This window comes from Bradyrhizobium sp. 1(2017) (genome assembly GCF_011602485.2).
Taxonomy (GTDB): domain Bacteria; phylum Pseudomonadota; class Alphaproteobacteria; order Rhizobiales; family Xanthobacteraceae; genus Bradyrhizobium.
This window is the reverse complement of record NZ_CP050022.2, coordinates 7,170,104-7,186,964: the sequence shown is the minus strand read 5'-3', so window position 1 is coordinate 7,186,964 and position 16,861 is coordinate 7,170,104. Positions and strand designations below refer to the sequence as shown.

General features: G+C 63.9%; 12 protein-coding genes. 8 read left to right on the top strand and 4 right to left on the bottom strand.

Features of this window, described 5'->3' with window-relative positions; all coding sequences use genetic code 11:
- The first annotated feature begins 143 nt into the window (after nt 1–143).
- Both HAP40_RS34090 and HAP40_RS34085 read left to right on the top strand, forming a co-directional pair.
- Entirely contained in the window at nt 144–737 is a 594-nt protein-coding gene (locus HAP40_RS34090; RefSeq protein WP_166813028.1) for a GNAT family N-acetyltransferase, read from the top strand.
- Nucleotides 738–1,062: 325 nt separating this feature from the next.
- Complete coding sequence (locus HAP40_RS34085; RefSeq protein ID WP_166813030.1) at nt 1,063–1,692, top strand: glutathione S-transferase family protein; 630 nt, start codon at nt 1,063–1,065, stop codon at nt 1,690–1,692.
- Between the two features lie 259 nt (nt 1,693–1,951).
- Here the strand turns inward: HAP40_RS34085 and metH are convergent, their stop codons facing one another.
- Both metH and metF read right to left on the bottom strand, forming a co-directional pair.
- A complete protein-coding gene (gene metH, locus HAP40_RS34080) occupies nt 1,952–5,803 on the bottom strand; it encodes a methionine synthase (RefSeq protein WP_166813032.1) in 3,852 nt (1,283 codons plus the stop codon).
- A gap of 6 nt (nt 5,804–5,809) precedes the next feature.
- The gene (gene metF / locus HAP40_RS34075) at nt 5,810–6,730 is read right to left on the bottom strand and encodes a methylenetetrahydrofolate reductase [NAD(P)H] (protein WP_166813034.1); all 921 of its coding nucleotides are present in this window, start codon (nt 6,728–6,730) and stop codon (nt 5,810–5,812) included.
- Nucleotides 6,731–7,105: 375 nt separating this feature from the next.
- Here metF and HAP40_RS34070 point away from each other — a divergent pair, with 375 nt between their 5' ends.
- Entirely contained in the window at nt 7,106–8,122 is a 1,017-nt protein-coding gene (locus HAP40_RS34070) for an LLM class flavin-dependent oxidoreductase (RefSeq protein ID WP_166813036.1), read from the top strand.
- A gap of 51 nt (nt 8,123–8,173) precedes the next feature.
- On the opposite strand, the gene HAP40_RS34065 is transcribed toward HAP40_RS34070, so the two are convergent.
- Nucleotides 8,174–9,031, bottom strand: coding sequence for a prephenate dehydratase (locus HAP40_RS34065; protein WP_166813038.1), 858 nt, complete (start codon nt 9,029–9,031; stop codon nt 8,174–8,176).
- Nucleotides 9,032–9,052: 21 nt separating this feature from the next.
- Nucleotides 9,053–9,793 carry a 3-deoxy-manno-octulosonate cytidylyltransferase gene (locus HAP40_RS34060; RefSeq protein WP_166813040.1) on the bottom strand — a complete coding sequence of 247 codons (741 nt, stop codon included), beginning with the start codon at nt 9,791–9,793 and terminating at the stop codon, nt 9,053–9,055.
- Between the two features lie 219 nt (nt 9,794–10,012).
- Here HAP40_RS34060 and HAP40_RS34055 point away from each other — a divergent pair, with 219 nt between their 5' ends.
- From HAP40_RS34055 to HAP40_RS34035, 5 genes are all read left to right on the top strand, one after another.
- Nucleotides 10,013–10,561, top strand: a complete 549-nt coding sequence (locus HAP40_RS34055) for a c-type cytochrome (protein WP_166813042.1) — start codon at nt 10,013–10,015, stop codon at nt 10,559–10,561.
- Nucleotides 10,562–10,772: 211 nt separating this feature from the next.
- The gene (locus tag HAP40_RS34050; protein ID WP_166813044.1) at nt 10,773–12,668 is read left to right on the top strand and encodes an extracellular solute-binding protein; all 1,896 of its coding nucleotides are present in this window, start codon (nt 10,773–10,775) and stop codon (nt 12,666–12,668) included.
- Nucleotides 12,669–12,682: 14 nt separating this feature from the next.
- Nucleotides 12,683–14,569: an extracellular solute-binding protein gene (locus HAP40_RS34045; protein WP_166813046.1), complete on the top strand. Its 1,887-nt coding sequence runs from the start codon at nt 12,683–12,685 to the stop codon at nt 14,567–14,569.
- Nucleotides 14,570–14,571: 2 nt separating this feature from the next.
- Nucleotides 14,572–15,681: a microcin C ABC transporter permease YejB gene (locus tag HAP40_RS34040; RefSeq protein WP_166813048.1), complete on the top strand. Its 1,110-nt coding sequence runs from the start codon at nt 14,572–14,574 to the stop codon at nt 15,679–15,681.
- Nucleotides 15,681–16,859: an ABC transporter permease gene (locus HAP40_RS34035; protein ID WP_166813050.1), complete on the top strand. Its 1,179-nt coding sequence runs from the start codon at nt 15,681–15,683 to the stop codon at nt 16,857–16,859. Before HAP40_RS34040 ends, HAP40_RS34035 begins: the two co-directional genes overlap by 1 nt.
- Nucleotides 16,860–16,861: the final 2 nt, after the last annotated feature.

Here is a 16,861-nt window from a genome sequence, read left to right as displayed (position 1 = left end):
AATGGCGCGCGGAGCCAATCCCGAACAAACCAGTCTTCGCCAAACGCGATCCTGTGGTTATGGGTTCCGGCCTCCGCCGGGACGACAATGGAATGTGGAGCGCCAGCTCTGGCGCCTCTCGCGATGAAGCGGAGTCATCAAGCATGATCCTCCCCGACGGCTATTCCGACGTGCCCGCCGGCAAGATCGCTGCCGTCGTCACGCATTTGGAGATGACCGCGCCTCCCGCGCACCGCGACGACCCTCCCGGCGTGTGGTCCCTGCGCAAGGTCGATGCCCCCGCGCTTCATTGGTACCGCGACCTCCACCGCCGCGTCGGCGAGGAGTGGCTGTGGTTCTCGCGCGCACGCATGACCGATGCGGAGCTCGCCGCGATCATCCACGCACCGGGAATAGAAGTCTACGCGCTGGCCGTCGACGGCCGCGATGAAGGTCTGCTGGAGCTGGATTTCCGCGCACCCGGCCAGTGCGAGCTGGTCTATTTCGGCGTCACCGCACCCTTGATCGGCACCGGCGCCGCCCGCTTCCTGATGAACCGCGCGCTGGAAATCGCGTGGTCGCGCGACGTCCGACGCCTCTGGGTGCACACCTGCACCTTCGATCATCCCGCCGCCGTCGCATTCTATCAGCGCTCCGGCTTCCGTCCCTTCCGTCGCCAGATCGAGATCGCCGACGACCCGCGTCTCGACGGCACCGCGCCACGCGATGCGGCAAGGCATGTCCCGGTCATCGAATAATGCGCGGCTGACTCCCCACCGTCATTGGCGCCGTCGTCGGTGCATCAACGCGCGATGGCGTCGTAGCCCGGATGAGCGAAGCGACATCCGGGGCGACTGTTCCCGCATATCGCTTCGCTCATGCGGGTTACGACCTCAAAACACCTCCGGCTTCCCGCTTGCCAGCGAAAATCGCGTCCAGCTCTGTCATGCCCGGACTTGATCGGGGCATCCATCCTTATTCAATAATGGCTGCTTGAAGACGATGGATGGCCGGGCCTACGCGACGAAGCGGCTTCGGCCCGGCAGGCGACTCGAGCCCAGCCGCGACACGAAAGCGAGAGCCATGTTCCTGATCGGCCAATATGATTCCCCCTTCGTCCGCCGCGTCGCGATTGCGCTACGGCTTTACGGGCTCGCCTTCGAGCACAGGCCGTGGTCGACCTTCGGCGATGCCGACAAGATCGCGCCCTATAATCCGCTGCGCCGCGTGCCCACGCTGGTGCTCGATGACGGCGAGGCGCTGATCGAGAGCACGATCATCCTCGACTATCTCGACGACCTCGTTGGCCCCGAGAAGGCGATGCTGCCGCGCGGCGGCACTGAGCGGCGCAGGCATTTGCGCATCTGTGCGCTCGCTTCCGGTCTCGGCGACAAGGCGGTGAGCCTGCTCTATGAGCGGGTGCTGCGGAAGGAGCAGCTCGCGCTGTGGGTCGAGCGCTGCCGGGCGCAGATCGCGGATGTGCTCGCCGTGCTCGAGGCCGAGCGCTCCAGGGTGACGACGCCGTACTGGCTGGGTGACCGCATCGGCCATGCCGATGTCGCGGTCGCCTGCGTCGTCCGCTTCACCGGCGAAGCGCATCCGCAGCTGTTCGACGCGTCGCGCTATCCGGCACTGAGCGAGCATGCCGAGCGCTGCGAGGCGCTGGCGCCGTTTAGGGAGTTCGTGCAACCGCTGGTGCCGCCGAAGAGGTGAGGGCCCCTCCCGTCCGGGGCACGAGACCGGGGGTGGCGCGGGACGCCTATCCGTCGGAATGCGAAGATTGGCGCAGCAGCCGATGATGGAATAGTACAGGTGTTTTGCCCGACGGCGCAAGCCGTTTTCGGTAAGACCGAAATTTATCAATCCCTTCAACCCCATCGCTACTGTGCATGGGGTCGTTTTTTCATTTTTCGTTTAGGAGAAGTCCCGGCCCCCCTTGCGCAATTGCGCGCCAGGCCGGGACGACACTGAGCTACCCCGCGCCCGCGCGCTTCTTCTGCCAGACCAGATGCACCGCGCAGGTGCAGCCCGGCGGATGCGAGGCGAGGTCGTTGGAGGCCTCGTCGTTCGCCGGCGTCGCCGCGAAGGTCTTGTCCTGTTGCGACGGGATGTAGTTCAGCACCGGCGCGAGCCAGCGCTCGGTCTCAGCGACGGTCATGCCCTTGCGCGCGGCATAGTCCTCGACCTGGTCGCGCTCGATCTTGCCGACGCCGAAATAATAGCTCTCGGGGTTCGCGAAATAGAGCCCTGATACGGAGGAGCCGGGCCACATCGCAAAGCTCTCGGTCAGCTTCACGCCGGCGGTCGCCTCGGCGTCGAGCAGCTCGAACAGCGTCGCCTTCTCGGTGTGGTCGGGCTGCGCGGGATAGCCCGGCGCGGGGCGGATGCCCTGATACTTCTCCAGGATCAGCTCCGCGCTGGAGAGCGCCTCGTCCGGTGCATAGGCCCAGAACTCGCGGCGCACGCGGGCGTGCATGCGCTCGGCAAAAGCCTCGGCGAGGCGGTCGGCCAGCGCTTTGCACAGGATCGAGGAGTAATCGTCGTTCGCCATCTTGAACCGGTCGGCGACCGCGTCCTCGCCGATCCCGGCGGTGACGACGAAGCCGCCGACATAGTCGGGCACGCCCGTGCCGGCTGGCGCGACGAAGTCGGCGAGCGCCGCGTTGAAACGGCCTTCGCGCTTCTCGAGCTGCTGGCGCAACGTGTGCAGCGTCGCGATGCTCTTGGTCCGGCTCTCGTCGGCATAGAGCACGATGTCGTCGCCTTGCGCATTGGCCGGCCAGAAGCCGACCGTCGCGCGCGCCCGGAACCATTTCTCCCTGACGATGGTGTCCAGCATCTTGCGCGCGTCGTCATAGAGCGAGCGCGCGACCTCGCCGACCTTGGCGTCATCGAGGATGGCGGGGAAGCGGCCCGCGAGCTCCCAGGTCTGGAAGAACGGCGTCCAGTCGATATAGGGCACGAGCTCGGCGAGATCATATTCATCGAAGCTGCGGATGCCGAGGAAGGTCGGCTTCACCGGCTTGTTCGCGGCAAAATCGACCGGCACGCGGTTGGCGCGGGCGTCGGCCAGCTTCAGCCGCTTCTTGTCGGCCTGAGCGCGCAGATGTGCCTCCGAGATTTTTGCGTATTCGGCGCGCACCTCGGCGGCATAGACCTCGCGCTTCTCCGGCGAGAGCAGCGAGGAGGCGACGCCGACGGCGCGGCTGGCGTCGTTGACGTGCACGACAGGACCGGCGCGATAGCTCGGGTCGATCTTGACGGCGGTGTGCACGCGGCTGGTCGTGGCGCCGCCGATCAGCAGCGGCAGCTTGAGGCCCTCGCGCTGCAATTCGCCGGCGAAGAACGCCATCTCGTCGAGCGATGGCGTGATCAGGCCGGAGAGGCCGACGATGTCGGCCTTCTCCGCCTTTACGGTTTCGACGATCTTGGCCGCAGGCACCATCACGCCAAGGTCGATGACCTCGAAATTGTTGCACTGGAGCACGATGCCGACGATGTTCTTGCCGATGTCGTGGACGTCACCCTTCACCGTCGCCAGCACGATCTTGCCGGCGGACGAGGAGCCCTCGGTGCCGATGCCATTGGCGAGGTTGCGCGCCTTCTCTTCCTCCATGAAGGGCATCAGCCAGGCGACCGCCTGCTTCATCACGCGGGCGGACTTCACGACCTGCGGCAGGAACATCTTGCCGTCGCCGAAGAGATCGCCGACCACGTTCATGCCGGCCATCAGCGGGCCCTCGATCACGTCGAGCGGGCGCGAAGAGCTCTTGCGGGCCTCTTCGGTGTCCTGCTCGATGAATTCGGTGATCCCATGCACCAGCGAATGCGACAGCCGCTTCTCCACCGGCCATTCGCGCCAGGCGAGATCGGCTTCCTTGCTCTCCGTCTTCTTGCCGCGGAATTTCTCCGCCAGTGCCAAGAGGCGCTCGGATGCGCCCGGATCGCGGTTGAGGACGACGTCCTCGCAGGTCTGGCGCAGCTCGGGGTCGATGTCGTCATAGACGATCATCTGTCCGGCATTGACGATGCCCATGTCCATGCCGGCCTTGATGGCGTGATACAGGAACACCGAGTGCATGGCCTCGCGCACCGGCTCGTTGCCGCGGAACGAGAACGACAGATTGGAGACGCCGCCCGAGATATGCGCGCCGGCTAAGTTTTGACGGATCCAGCGCGTCGCCTCGATGAAGTCGACGCCGTAATTGTTGTGCTCCTCGATACCGGTCGCGATCGCAAAGATGTTCGGATCGAAGATGATGTCCTCGGGCGGGAAGCCGACCTTGTTCACCAGGATGTCGTAGGCGCGCTTGCAGATCTCGGTCTTGCGCGCGAACGTGTCGGCCTGGCCGACCTCGTCGAACGCCATGACGACGACGGCCGCGCCGTGACGGCGGGCGATCGTCGCCTCGTGAATGAACTTCTCCTCGCCTTCCTTCATCGAGATCGAATTCACCACCGGCTTGCCCTGCACGCATTTCAGGCCGGCTTCGATCACCGAGAATTTCGAGGAGTCCACCATCACCGGCACGCGCGCGATGTCGGGCTCGGCGGCGACGAGGTTGAGGAAGGTCACCATCGCCGCTTCGGAATCGAGCAGACCTTCGTCCATGTTGACGTCGATGATCTGCGCGCCGTTCTCGACCTGGTCGCGCGCGACCTGCAGTGCGGCCGTGTAATCACCGTTGGTGATCAGCTTGCGGAATTTCGCGGAGCCCGTGACGTTGGTGCGTTCGCCGACATTGACGAAGGGAATGGCATCCGTCAGTACGAACGGCTCAAGGCCGGAGAGCCGCAGGCGCGGTTCGATCTCCGGCACGATGCGCGGCTTGTGCGGGGCGACCGCGGCGGCGATCGCCGCGATGTGGTCCGGCGTGGTGCCGCAGCAGCCGCCGACGATGTTGACGAGCCCGTCGCGCGCGAACTCGCCGATCAGGCGCGCCATGTAGTCCGGGCTCTCGTCATACTGGCCGAACTCGTTGGGCAGGCCGGCGTTGGGATAGGCGCAGACCAGCGTGTCGGCGACGCGGCCGATATCGGCGATGTGCGCGCGCAGGTCTTCGGCGCCGAGCGCGCAGTTGAAGCCGATGGTGACGGGCTTTGCGTGCCGTACCGAATTCCAGAACGCTTCCGGCATCTGGCCCGAGAGCAGGCGGCCGGATTTGTCGGTGATGGTGCCCGAGACCATCACGGGCACGTCGATGCCGCGCTGTTCGGTGATCTCTGCGATCGCATAGAGCGCTGCCTTGGCGTTCAGCGTGTCGAAGATGGTCTCGACCAGCAGCAGATCGACGCCGCCGTCGAGCATGCCGTTGATCTGCTCGCCGTAGGATTTGCAGAGATCGTCGAAGGTGACGGCGCGGTAGCCGGGATTGGAGACGTCGGGCGAGATCGAGGCGGTGCGGTTGGTGGGGCCGATGGCGCCGGCGACGAAGCGCGGCTTGCCGTCTTCGGCCTCGACGCGACGTGCGGCATTGCCGGCGAGGCGGGCGCCTTCGCGCGCCATCTCGTAGACGATGTCGGTGAGGTCGTAATCGGCCTGTGCGATCGACGTGGTCGAGAATGTGTTGGTCGCGACGATGTCGGCGCCGGCGCGCAAATACGCCGCGTGGATGTCCTCGATCGCCTGCGGCTGGGTCAGAATCAACAGATCGTTGTTGCCGCGCAGGTCGCGATGGAAAGTCTTGAAGCGCTCGCCGCGGAAGGCGGCTTCGTCGAGCTGGAGGTTCTGGATCATCGTGCCCATGGCGCCGTCGAGCACGAGAATACGCTCGCGCGCGGCATTCAGCAGGGCAGTTCGCTTGGGAGAGGTGGGCACGGTCATGTTGTCTCAAGCCGCCTTCTGCGCGCTCTTGACGCGAATGCCGAGCAAATGGCTGATCGCGAACACGAGATCGGCGCGGTTCATGGTGTAGAAATGGAAGGTGTCGACGCCGTTCTTGGCCAGCTTCTGCACCTGGCCGGCCGCAACCGTCGCGGCCACCAGCTTGCGGGTCTCGGCGTCGTCATCGAGGCCTTCGAACTTCGCGGCGAACCAGTCCGGCACGGTGGTGCCGGCGCGGGTGACGAAATTGCGAGCCTGCTTGAAATTGTGCATGGGCATGATGCCCGGCACGATCGGGATGTCGATGCCGCGGGCGCGAACGCGGTCGAGATAGCGGAAGTAGAGATCGTTATCGAAGAACACCTGCGTGATCGCGCGCGTCGCACCAGCATCGACCTTGGCCTTCAGCGTGTCGATATCGGCGTCGAAGTCGCGTGCCTCGGGGTGCTTTTCGGGATAGGCCGACACGCTCACCTCGATATCGCCGTGCCGCTTCTTGATTCCCGCGACGAGGTCGGCCGAGCTCTGGTAGCCATCGGGATGGCTGGAATAGGGCGTGCCGATGCCGCCGGCAGGATCGCCGCGCAGGCCCACGATGTGGCGGACGCCGACCTCGTGGTAGCGGTCCACGATCTCGTCGATTTCGCCGCGCGAGGCGCCGACACAAGTCAGATGCGCCGCCGGCAGCAGCGCGGTCTCCTTGAGGATGCGGGCGATGGTCGAATGTGTGCGCTCGCGGGTCGAGCCGCCGGCGCCGTAGGTCACCGAGACGAATTTCGGGTCGAGCGGGGCGAGCCGGTTGATTGTCTCCCAGAGATTGCGCTCCATATCTTCCGTCTTGGGGGGAAAGAACTCGAAGGAGATCGCGGGCCGCCTCAGGTGTCCGTCCTGCCCGTTGGCTGTCACAGGCGTCGTCACGTCAGTCATGGCACCACGCACTCCAATGTCAGGCGGCGGTCGAGTTCTACCTTGGGAGAGCGCAAGGATACGGCAAAGGCGGTTTAGCCGACAGCCCATCGGAGATGGGAAATTGCCCACTACGGTCTCGTGTGAGTGAATTTGGATAGTGATTGACTGGAAGGTGGGAACTAGATGGAAGGCCGCAATTTACTGAAATATATAATTATTTTGGCAGATTGAGCTGGATTAGGTCCGTGCCGTCGTGGTGGGCAGAGAGGTCTATCCTATTTGGTCACGTGAGTTGTCCCAATCGGAGCCTCTTGCTGCTCGCCCGTCCGTACACGTCAGGCCTGCGCAGCCTGACCATTGCCGCCGCGCCGCTCTCCATTACGTTAACGCGCCATGATCCCGCTCTCAGTCCTCGACCTCTCGGTCGTCACCACCGGCACCAGGCCCGCCGCGGCATTGCGCAACAGCATTGATCTGGCGCGCCACGTCGATGGGCTCGGCTATGTCCGCTACTGGCTCGCCGAGCACCACAACCTCGCCTCCGTCGCGAGCCCCGCGCCCGACGTGATGATTGGGCAGATCGCGGCGGTGACGAAGCACATCCGCGTCGGCTCCGGCGGCGTGATGCTGCCCAACCATGCCCCGCTGGTCGTCGCCGAGCGCTTCAAGATGCTGGAGGCGCTGTTTCCCGGTCGCATCGACTTGGGCCTCGGCCGCGCCCCCGGCACCGACGGCGCCACCGCCTACGCGCTGCGCAGCCGGCTCGATCGCCGCGAGGGAGACGATTTCCTGGAGCGGCTGCACGAACTGATTCTATGGGAGACCCGCGAATTCCCCTCGGGCCACCCTTATCACAACGTCGTCGCGATGCCCGACGATACCAGGCTGCCGCCGATCTGGCTGCTCGGCTCCAGCGATTATTCCTCGGAGCTCGCCGCGCAGGTTGGCATGGGCTTCGCCTTCGCCCATCATTTCGCCTCCCATGACGCGATCGATGCGATGGTGCATTACCGCAACCGCTTCCAGCCCTCGGCCTGGCGCCCGGCCCCGCATGCGATCCTCGCGGTCGCGGCCATCGCGGCCGACACCGACGAGGAGGCCGAACGGCTCGCCAGTTCCTTCGACCTCAACCGTCTTCGCCGCGACCGCGGTCAATATCTGCCGCTGCCAAGCGTCGAGGAGGCGCAGGCCTATCCCTACACGGATGCCGAGCGCATCTCGATCCTGCGCAACCGCTCGCGCCTGTTCGTCGGCAGTCCCGCAACCGTGCAGAAGAAGCTTCAGCCGCTGATGGACGCGAGCAAGCCAGACGAGCTGATGGTGATCACCGCGGTGTACGACCACGAGGCGCGGAAGAAGTCGTATGCGCTGCTGGCGGAGGCGTTTGGAGCCGTGAAAAGCGCAGTCTAGCGTTAGGTTTATCGTGCCCCGGCTCGCGCTTCGCGCGTCCGGGACACGCAATCAATCCTGCGTCTCGCTGAACGTCGCGCGGAACGGATGTCCCGGATAGACGCCGACGATGCGGAATTCGCGCGAGAAGAACTTCAGCTCCTCAATTGCGAAGGCGAGGCCCTTGTCGTCGGGGTGGCCGTCGACGTCGGCATAAAACTGCGTGGCGAAGAAATTGCCGTCGACCATGTAGCTTTCGAGCTTGGTCATGTTGACGCCGTTGGTGGCAAAGCCGCCGAGCGCCTTGTAGAGCGCGGCCGGCAAATTCCGCACCCGGAAGACGAAGGTCGTGACCAGCGGACCCGAGCCTTGGGCCGCCCATTTCGGCTCGCGCGCCAGCACCACGAAGCGCGTGGTGTTATGCGCCTCGTCCTCGATGTCCTCGGCGAGGATGTCGAGGCCGTAGATCTTCGCGGCGAGGCGCGAGGCAATCGCCGCGACCGTCTTGTCCTTGCGCTCGGAAATGTCGCGGGCGCTGCCGGCGGTATCGGCGTGCACGATCGGCTTGATGCCGAGCTTGCGGATGATGCGCCGACACTGGCCGAGCGCATGCACATGGCTCTCCACGCTCTTGATGTCGTCGAGCCTGGTGCCCCTCACCGCCATCAACTGGTGACGGACCGGCAGGAACCATTCGCCGATGATGAAGAGGCCGGAGGCCGGCAGCAGATGATGGATGTCGGCGACGCGGCCCGCGACCGAATTTTCGATCGGGATCATGCCGAGATCGGCCTCGCCCGACGAGATCGCCGACAGCGCGTCCTCGAAGGTGGCGCAGGGCATCGGCTCGGCGTCGGGATAGGCCTCGGCGATGGCGATGTGGGAATTGGCTCCAGGCTCGCCCTGGAATGCGATTTTCATCTTGCTCATGATCGGCCTTGTAGCAGCGGCTCAGGATTTGGAAAGGATGCTGCGCGCAGTCTCCAGGTCCGCCGGCGTATCGACCCCGCGGGGCACGGTATCGACGATGGTGAAGTCGATGCGCATTCCGGCCTCTAGCGCCCGGAGCTGCTCGAGCTTTTCCTGCAATTCCAGGGGAGACGGCGGTAGCGAGACGTAGCGCTCCAGCGCGGCGCGGCGATAGGCGTAGAGGCCGATATGGTGATAACGCGGTCCGTCGCCGGTCGGGGCGGTCGCGCGGGTGAAATAAAGTGCGCGCATCCGCTTGCCGCCAAGCGAGGTCCCGATCGCCTTCACCACGCTCGGCGCGAGATCCTCTTCCTCGGTGTGGATCTGCGAGGCCAGTGTCGCGATGTCCACCGCCGGGTCTTGCAGCGGCGGCAGCACCTCGCGGATGTTGTCGATCGTGATGGTCGGGAAGTCCCCCTGGAGATTGACCACGATCTCGGCCTTGGCGTCCGGGTCGAGCTTCTGCATGGCCTCGTGGATGCGGTCCGAGCCCGAGGGGTGGTCCGTGCGGGTCATCACGGCCTCGCCGCCATGGGCGGTCACCACGGAGGCGATCTCCGGCGTGTCGGTTGCGACCGCGACCCGGCCGATCGCAGCGGCCTCCGCGCGGCGCAGCACATGCACGATCATCGGCAGGCCCGCGATATCGGCGAGCGGCTTGCCGGGCAGGCGGGTGGCGGCCATGCGGGCCGGGATCAGCACCAGGATGCGGGGGTCGATCATTGGGTCAAGGGCCTGGAAACGGAGCGTTTTCCGCGCCGAGAAATGGAGTGGGGACGGGCTGAAAGCGGGCTCGCTTATACGGGTTGCCAGACCCCGGGCAAACCGATATCTCAATGGCAAAACTCGGGGAAACAATAAGGAATGTATTGATTCTCCCGAGGCTCGTCCTGGCGGCCGCATCGGCCGCTGTTTCCTTCTTGCGGTGGGGCCTGGCCGGAAATGGACTCTTTCGAACTCAATAAAATCATGGGTGCCGTGCTTGGTACCTGTCTCTTCCTTCTGGTGACCAGCTTTACCGCCCAGGCGCTGTTCTCGCCCAAGATGCCGGAAAAGCCCGGCTTCGAGATCGCGGTGAAGCAAGATGCCGGCAAGGAAGGCGGCGCAGCCGCCGCACCGTCCGAGCCGATCGAAAAGCTGCTCCAGACCGCCTCCGTCGAGAAGGGCTCGGCGGCCGCCAAGAAGTGCGGTGCCTGCCACACCTTCGAAAAGGGCGGCCCGAATCGCGTCGGTCCGAACCTCTACGGCGTTGTCGGCGAGCCCAAGGGCCAGGGCCATGGCGGCTTCAACTTCTCCGCTGCCATGAAAGGGAAGGGTGGCAACTGGACCTTCGACGACCTCAACAAGTTCCTCACCAATCCGAAGGGCTTCATTCCGGGCACCGCGATGGGCTTTGCCGGTATCGCCAAGGATTCCGAGCGCGCCGATGTCATTGCCTATCTGAATTCGCTGTCGGAGCATCCCCAGCCGCTGCCGACGGCGTCGAAGTAAGGTCCCAAGATCCCGTGTTGGAATATGCGGCCAGGCTGGAAAGCCTGGCCGTTTCCTTATCCGGACCTCGCGGCGACGTTATCGGGGCGTTTGGCCGCATCCGATAGGCCGCTTGGGCGTTCAACATGAGGAAAAAGCAACATATTCGGTCGAAACCTCGCCTATATTGGGAACTTAAAGGAGTAACCTCCTTCAAGACAGGGATGTTGATTTGGCCATTACCCGACGCGATCTCCTGCTCACCGGCACTGCGGTTGCAGCGCTTCCCGCCCTCGGTTCCGTGAGCGGCGTTTCCCTCATCGGCACGGCGCGCGCCCAATCAGCGAATGAATTGCCCTGGCGGCACGCGCTGTCGCTGTTCGGCGACATCAAGTACCCCGCCGACTTCAAGCGCTTCGATTACGTCAATCCGGATGCGCCCAAGGGCGGCGTCGCCCGCCTGATCTCGATCGGCACCTTCGACAATTTCAACCTCGCGGTCGCCGGCATCAAAGGCTCCCTCGCTCCAGCCTCGGCGATGATCTACGAAACGCTGATGACGCGCTCCTCGGACGAGGTGGCGACCGAGTACGGCGAACTTGCCGAGGCCGCACAACATCCGGACGATTTTTCCTGGGTGATCTATCGCTTGCGCAAGGAAGCCCGCTGGCATGACGGCAAGCCGGTGACGCCCGAGGACGTGATCTTCTCGCTGGAGACGTTGAAGCAGCAGAGCCCGATGTACGCGTCCTACTATCGCCACGTGACCAAAGTGGAGAAGGTCGGCGAACGCGACATCAAGTTCAGCTTCGACGGGCCGGGCAACCGCGAATTGCCGACCATCGTCGGCGAATTGACCGTGCTGCCTAAGCATTGGTGGGAAGGCACCGACGCGCAGGGCCGCAAGCGCGATATCAGTTCGACCACACTGGAGATGCCGCTCGGGTCCGGTCCGTACCGGATCAAGGAATTCGTGGCGGGACGGTCGATCAAGCTCGAGCGGGTGAAAGATCATTGGGGAGCCAATCTGCCCAGTCAGATCGGCATCAACAATTTCGACGAGCTGCGCTACGAGTTCTTCCGCGACAACACCGTGGCGCTGGAAGCCTTCAAGGCCGACCAGGCCGACTGGATCGCGGAAAATTCCGCCAAGCAATGGGCGACGGGCTACGACTTCCCCGCCGTGGCGGAGAAGCGGGTGATCAAGGAAGAGTTTCCGATCAACGATTCCGGCCGCATGCAGGCCTTCGTGGTCAACACCAGACGTCCCCAATTCAAGGACGCGCGAGTGCGGCGCGCTTTCAACTATGCCTTCGATTTCGAGGAGATGAACAAGCAGCTGTTCTTCGGTCAGTACAAGCGCATCAACAGCTATTTCGAAGGTACGGATCTTGCCGCGACCGGTCTGCCCCAGGGTGAGGAATTGCAGATCCTCGAAACCGTAAAGGACAAGGTGCCGCCGGAAGTCTTCACCACGCCTTACAAGAATCCGGTCGGCGGCAGTCCGGAGGCGGTGCGCGCCAATCTGCGCGAAGCGGCCAAGCTGCTGAAAGAGGCCGGGTTCGAGGTGCGCGATCACAAGCTGGTGGACGCCTCGGGCAAGGTTCTCACCGTCGAAATCCTCGTGCAGGATCCCTCATCCGAGCGGATCGCGCTGTTCTACAAGCCTTCGCTGGAGCGGATCGGCGTCAATACGTCGGTTCGTACGGTTGATGATGCGCAGTACCAAAACCGATTGCGCAGCTTCGACTTCGACATGATCATCGATCAATGGGGCCAGTCGCTCTCGCCGGGCAACGAGCAGCGCGAATACTGGGGCTCCCAGACCGCCGACGTGCCCGGGGCGCGCAACACTATCGGCATCAAGAACCCGGCCGTAGATGCCTTGATCGAAAAGGTGATCTTCGCCAAGGATCGCGCCGGTCTCGTCGCTGCGACCCGCGCGCTCGATCGCGTTCTGCTCTGGAATTTCTACGTGGTGCCTCAGTTCACCTATCCGTTTGCGCGCTACGCCCGATGGGATCGCTTCAGCCACGCCGAGCCAATGCCGAAATACGGGCGGTCCGGCCTGCCGACGTTGTGGTGGTACGACACTGAGAAGGCCGCCCGCATCGGAAAACGCTCTTGAGGGAGCCTTTGCGCATGGCGCAGCTTTCACGCCGGCATGTGTTGGCCCTGGGTGTCGGCGCCGTCCTCGGCACGTCCATTGGCGCGCCGCTGCTGCGCGGCGCGCGGGCATCGGAAGCGGGGGCCGAGGCCCACGGCATCTCCGCGTTCGGCGATCTCAAATACCCTCCCGATTTTCGCCATTTCGACTACGTCAATCCGGCTGCGCCGAAGGGCGGCACGTTCTCGCTGATCCCGTCGACCAAATCGCATAACCAGTCGTACCAGACCTTCAACTCGCTCAACGCCTTCATCCTGAAGGGCGACGGCGCGCAAGGCATGGACATGACGTTTTCGCCGCTGATGGTGCGTGCCAGCGACGAGCCCGACGCGATGTACGGGCTTGCGGCCAAATCCGTGCAGATATCGCCGGACAGGCTGGTCTATCGCTTCACGATGCGGCCGGAGGCGAAATTTCACGACGGCACCAAGCTCACCGCGCACGACGCGGCATTCTCGCTGACGACGCTGAAAGCCAAGGGCCACCCGCTGATCATCGTGCAGATGCGCGACTTTGTGAGCGCGGAAGCGATCGACGATGCGACGCTCGTCGTCACCTTTGCCAAGGGGCGCGCCCGCGACGTGCCGCTCTATGTCGCCGGATTGCCGATCTTCTCGAAAGCGTATTACGCGTCGCGGCCGTTCGACGAATCGACGCTGGAAATTCCGCTCGGGTCCGGCCCGTACAAGGTCGGCAGGTTCGAGGTCAATCGCTACATCGAGTTCGAACGGGTCAAGGACTGGTGGGCCGCCGATCTGCCGGCTTGCCGCGGCAGCTACAATTTCGATGTCGTGCGCTATGAGTTCTATCGCGACCGCGACGTCGCCTTCGAGGGGTTCACCGGCAAGAATTATCTCTACCGGGAGGAATTCACCTCGCGCATCTGGGCGACGCGCTATGATTTCCCGGCCGTCAAGGACGGCCGCGTCAAGATGGAAGTGGTGCCCGACGATACCCCTTCCGGTGCGCAAGGCTGGTTCATCAATACGAGGCGCGACAAGTTCAAGGACCCGCGCGTGCGTGAGGCCTTGATCAATGCCTTCGATTTCGAGTGGACCAACAAGTCCATCATGTACGGTGCCTATGCCCGTACGGTATCGCCGTTCCAGAACTCGGACCTGATGGCAGGCGATGCGCCGCCTTCACCGGAAGAGCTGAAGCTGCTGGAGCCGTTTCGCGGCCAGGTTCCCGACGACGTTTTCACCGCACCGTTCGCGCCGCCGGTCACGGACGGATCGGGCCAGGACCGCAGCCTGTTGCGCAAGGCGCAGCAACTGCTGAACGAGGCCGGCGTGCCGATCAAGGACGGCAAGCGGACGCTCCCGAACGGCGAGCTGTTCAGGATCGAGTTCCTGTTGGACGAGCCGTCGTTCCAGCCGCATCACGCGCCCTACATCAAGAATCTCGCGACGCTCGGCATCGAAGCCAACATACGCCTCGTTGATGCCGTGCAGTACCGGGCGCGCCAGGATGACTTCGACTTCGACATGACGATCCAGCGCTTCAGCATGTCGGCGACGCCCGGCGATGCCATGCGCTCGTTCTTCTCTTCGCAGGTTGCGGCGACCAAGGGCTCCTACAATCTCGCAGGCATTGCCAGTCCGGCCATCGACGCCATGATCGAAAAGATCATGGCGGCGGACAGCCGCGAAGAGCTGACCGTCGCCTGCCGCGCGTTCGATCGCCTGTTCCGGTCCGGCCGCTATTGGGTGCCGCAATGGTACAACAAGACGCATCGGCTGGCTTATTGGGATCAGTTCGGTCGTCCGCAGAAGCTGCCGCGTTATGCCAACGGCGTCGGCGCGCCCGACATCTGGTGGCATGAACCCGCCAAGGCCGCCAAGCTCGAGCAGGCGAAATAATCATGAGTGCCTATATCGCCCGCCGCCTCCTCCTGATGATCCCGACGCTGCTGGGGATCCTCTTCGTGTCCTTTGTCGTCGTGCAATTTGCGCCGGGCGGCCCGGTCGAGCGCGTGATCGCGCAGCTTTCGGGCGCCGACACCGGCGGCTCGTCGCGCATTTCGGGCGGTGGCGATTTCGCGCAGCGCGCACCGGGGCAGGTTGGCGCCGGCGGCGATGCCGTCAACTCGAAATATCGCGGCGCGCAGGGGCTCGATCCTGATTTCATCAAGAAGCTGGAGGCGCAGTTCGGCTTCGACAAGCCGGCGCCGGAACGCTTTCTCCTGATGGTGTGGAATTTCGCGCGCTTCGATTTCGGCAAGAGCTATTTCCGCGACGTCAGCGTGATCCAGCTGATCAAGGAAAAGCTGCCGGTCTCGATCTCGCTCGGGATCTGGCTGACTCTCATCACCTATCTGATCTCGATCCCGCTCGGCATCCGCAAGGCGGTGAAGGACGGCACGCGCTTCGACACCTGGACATCGACGGTTCTCGTGCTCGGCTATGCCATTCCCGGCTTCCTGTTCGCCATCCTTCTGATCATCCTGTTCGCCGGCGGCTCCTTCTTCAACTGGTTCCCGCTGCGGGGGCTGACCTCGGACGGGTGGTCGCAGTTTCCCTGGTACTGGAAGATCATCGATTATTTCTGGCACCTGACGCTGCCGCTGATCGCCATGGGGTTGGGGGCGTTCACCACCATGACGTTCCTGACCAAGAACTCGTTCCTGGACGAGATCCGCAAGCAATACGTCATGACCGCACGCGCCAAGGGCTGCAGCGAGGGCCGGGTGCTTTACGGTCATGTCTTCCGTAATGCGATGCTGATCGTGATCGCCGGCTTTCCCGGGACTTTCATCCACGCCTTCTTCTCGGGCTCGCTGCTGATCGAGACCATCTTCTCGCTGGACGGGCTGGGGCTGCTCAGCTTCGAGAGCGTGCTCAACCGTGACTATCCCGTGGTGTTCGGCACGCTCTACATCTTCTCGCTGGTCGGCCTCGTGATCAACCTGATCTCCGACCTGACTTACATGTGGATCGACCCCCGGATCGATTTCGAGGCGCGGGAGGTCTGATGACGTTGACCGCGCCGACGCCGATCGAGACCACGGCGAAGTCGCCGCTCGGCGATGCCGTGCCGATCACGCGCAAGCCGTTCGCCCCATCGCCGCTCAACAAGCGGCGCTGGCAGAACTTCAAGGCGAACCGGCGCGGCTACTGGTCGTTCTGGATCTTCATCGCCCTGTTCGTGGTCTCGCTGTTCGCCGAGCTGATCGCCAACGACCGGCCTTTCCTGATCAAGTTCGACGGCCATCTCTATTGGCCCGCCTTCGTGACCTATTCGGAGACGACCTTCGGCGGCGATTTCGAAACGGCCGCCGACTATCGCGACCCGTACTTGCAGAAGCTGATCAAGGACAAGGGCGGCAGCATCGTCTGGCCGCTGATCCGCTATTCCTACGACACCCACAATCTCGATCTGCCGACGCCGGCGCCGTCGCCGCCGACCTGGATGCTGACCGAGAAGCAATGCAAGCCGGTGGTGGAGAAGAAGGGGCTGAAGAGCTGCCGCGACCTCGAATACAACTGGCTCGGCACCGATGATCAGGGCCGTGACGTGGTGGCGCGGCTGATCTACGGCTTCCGCATCTCGGTGCTGTTCGGCCTCTGCCTCACCATCGTCTCGTCCGTCATCGGCATCGCGGCCGGTGCGGTGCAGGGCTATTTCGGCGGGTGGGTCGATCTCATCTTCCAGCGCTTCATCGAGATCTGGACAGCCATCCCCTCGCTCTATCTTCTCCTGATCCTGTCCTCGGTGCTCGTCCCCGGCTTCTTCGTGCTGCTCGGCATCCTGTTGCTGTTCTCCTGGGTCTCGCTGGTCGGTCTGGTGCGGGCCGAGTTCCTGCGCGGGCGCAATTTCGAATACATTCAGGCGGCGCGCGCGCTCGGCGTCTCCAATCAGGTCATCATGTTCCGCCACCTGCTGCCGAATGCGATGGTCGCGACCATGACTTTCCTGCCCTTCATCCTGTCGAGCTCGGTGATGACGCTGACGGCGCTCGATTTCCTGGGCTTCGGCCTGCCGCCGGGATCGCCTTCGCTGGGCGAATTGCTGTCCCAGGCCAAATCCAATGTGCAGGCACCCTGGCTCGGCTTCTCCGGCTTCTTCTCGGTCGCGATCATGCTGTCGCTCCTGATCTTCATCGGCGAGGCCGTGCGCGACGCCTTCGATCCGCGCAAGACTTTCAGGTGAGG

Excerpts from the sequence above, each read along its gene's own strand:
- metH (WP_166813032.1), bottom strand. The coding sequence starts at position 5,803 with ATGACCGTGCCCACCTCTCCCAAGCGAACTGCCCTGCTGAATGCCGCG.
- HAP40_RS34060 (WP_166813040.1), bottom strand. The coding sequence starts at position 9,793 with ATGATCGACCCCCGCATCCTGGTGCTGATCCCGGCCCGCATGGCCGCC.
- HAP40_RS34085 (WP_166813030.1), top strand. The coding sequence starts at position 1,063 with ATGTTCCTGATCGGCCAATATGATTCCCCCTTCGTCCGCCGCGTCGCG.
- HAP40_RS34065 (WP_166813038.1), bottom strand. The coding sequence starts at position 9,031 with ATGAGCAAGATGAAAATCGCATTCCAGGGCGAGCCTGGAGCCAATTCC.
- metF (WP_166813034.1), bottom strand. The coding sequence starts at position 6,730 with ATGACTGACGTGACGACGCCTGTGACAGCCAACGGGCAGGACGGACAC.
- HAP40_RS34090 (WP_166813028.1), top strand. The coding sequence starts at position 144 with ATGATCCTCCCCGACGGCTATTCCGACGTGCCCGCCGGCAAGATCGCT.
- HAP40_RS34045 (WP_166813046.1), top strand. The coding sequence starts at position 12,683 with ATGGCGCAGCTTTCACGCCGGCATGTGTTGGCCCTGGGTGTCGGCGCC.
- HAP40_RS34055 (WP_166813042.1), top strand. The coding sequence starts at position 10,013 with ATGGACTCTTTCGAACTCAATAAAATCATGGGTGCCGTGCTTGGTACC.
- HAP40_RS34035 (WP_166813050.1), top strand. The coding sequence starts at position 15,681 with ATGACGTTGACCGCGCCGACGCCGATCGAGACCACGGCGAAGTCGCCG.
- HAP40_RS34040 (WP_166813048.1), top strand. The coding sequence starts at position 14,572 with ATGAGTGCCTATATCGCCCGCCGCCTCCTCCTGATGATCCCGACGCTG.
- HAP40_RS34070 (WP_166813036.1), top strand. The coding sequence starts at position 7,106 with ATGATCCCGCTCTCAGTCCTCGACCTCTCGGTCGTCACCACCGGCACC.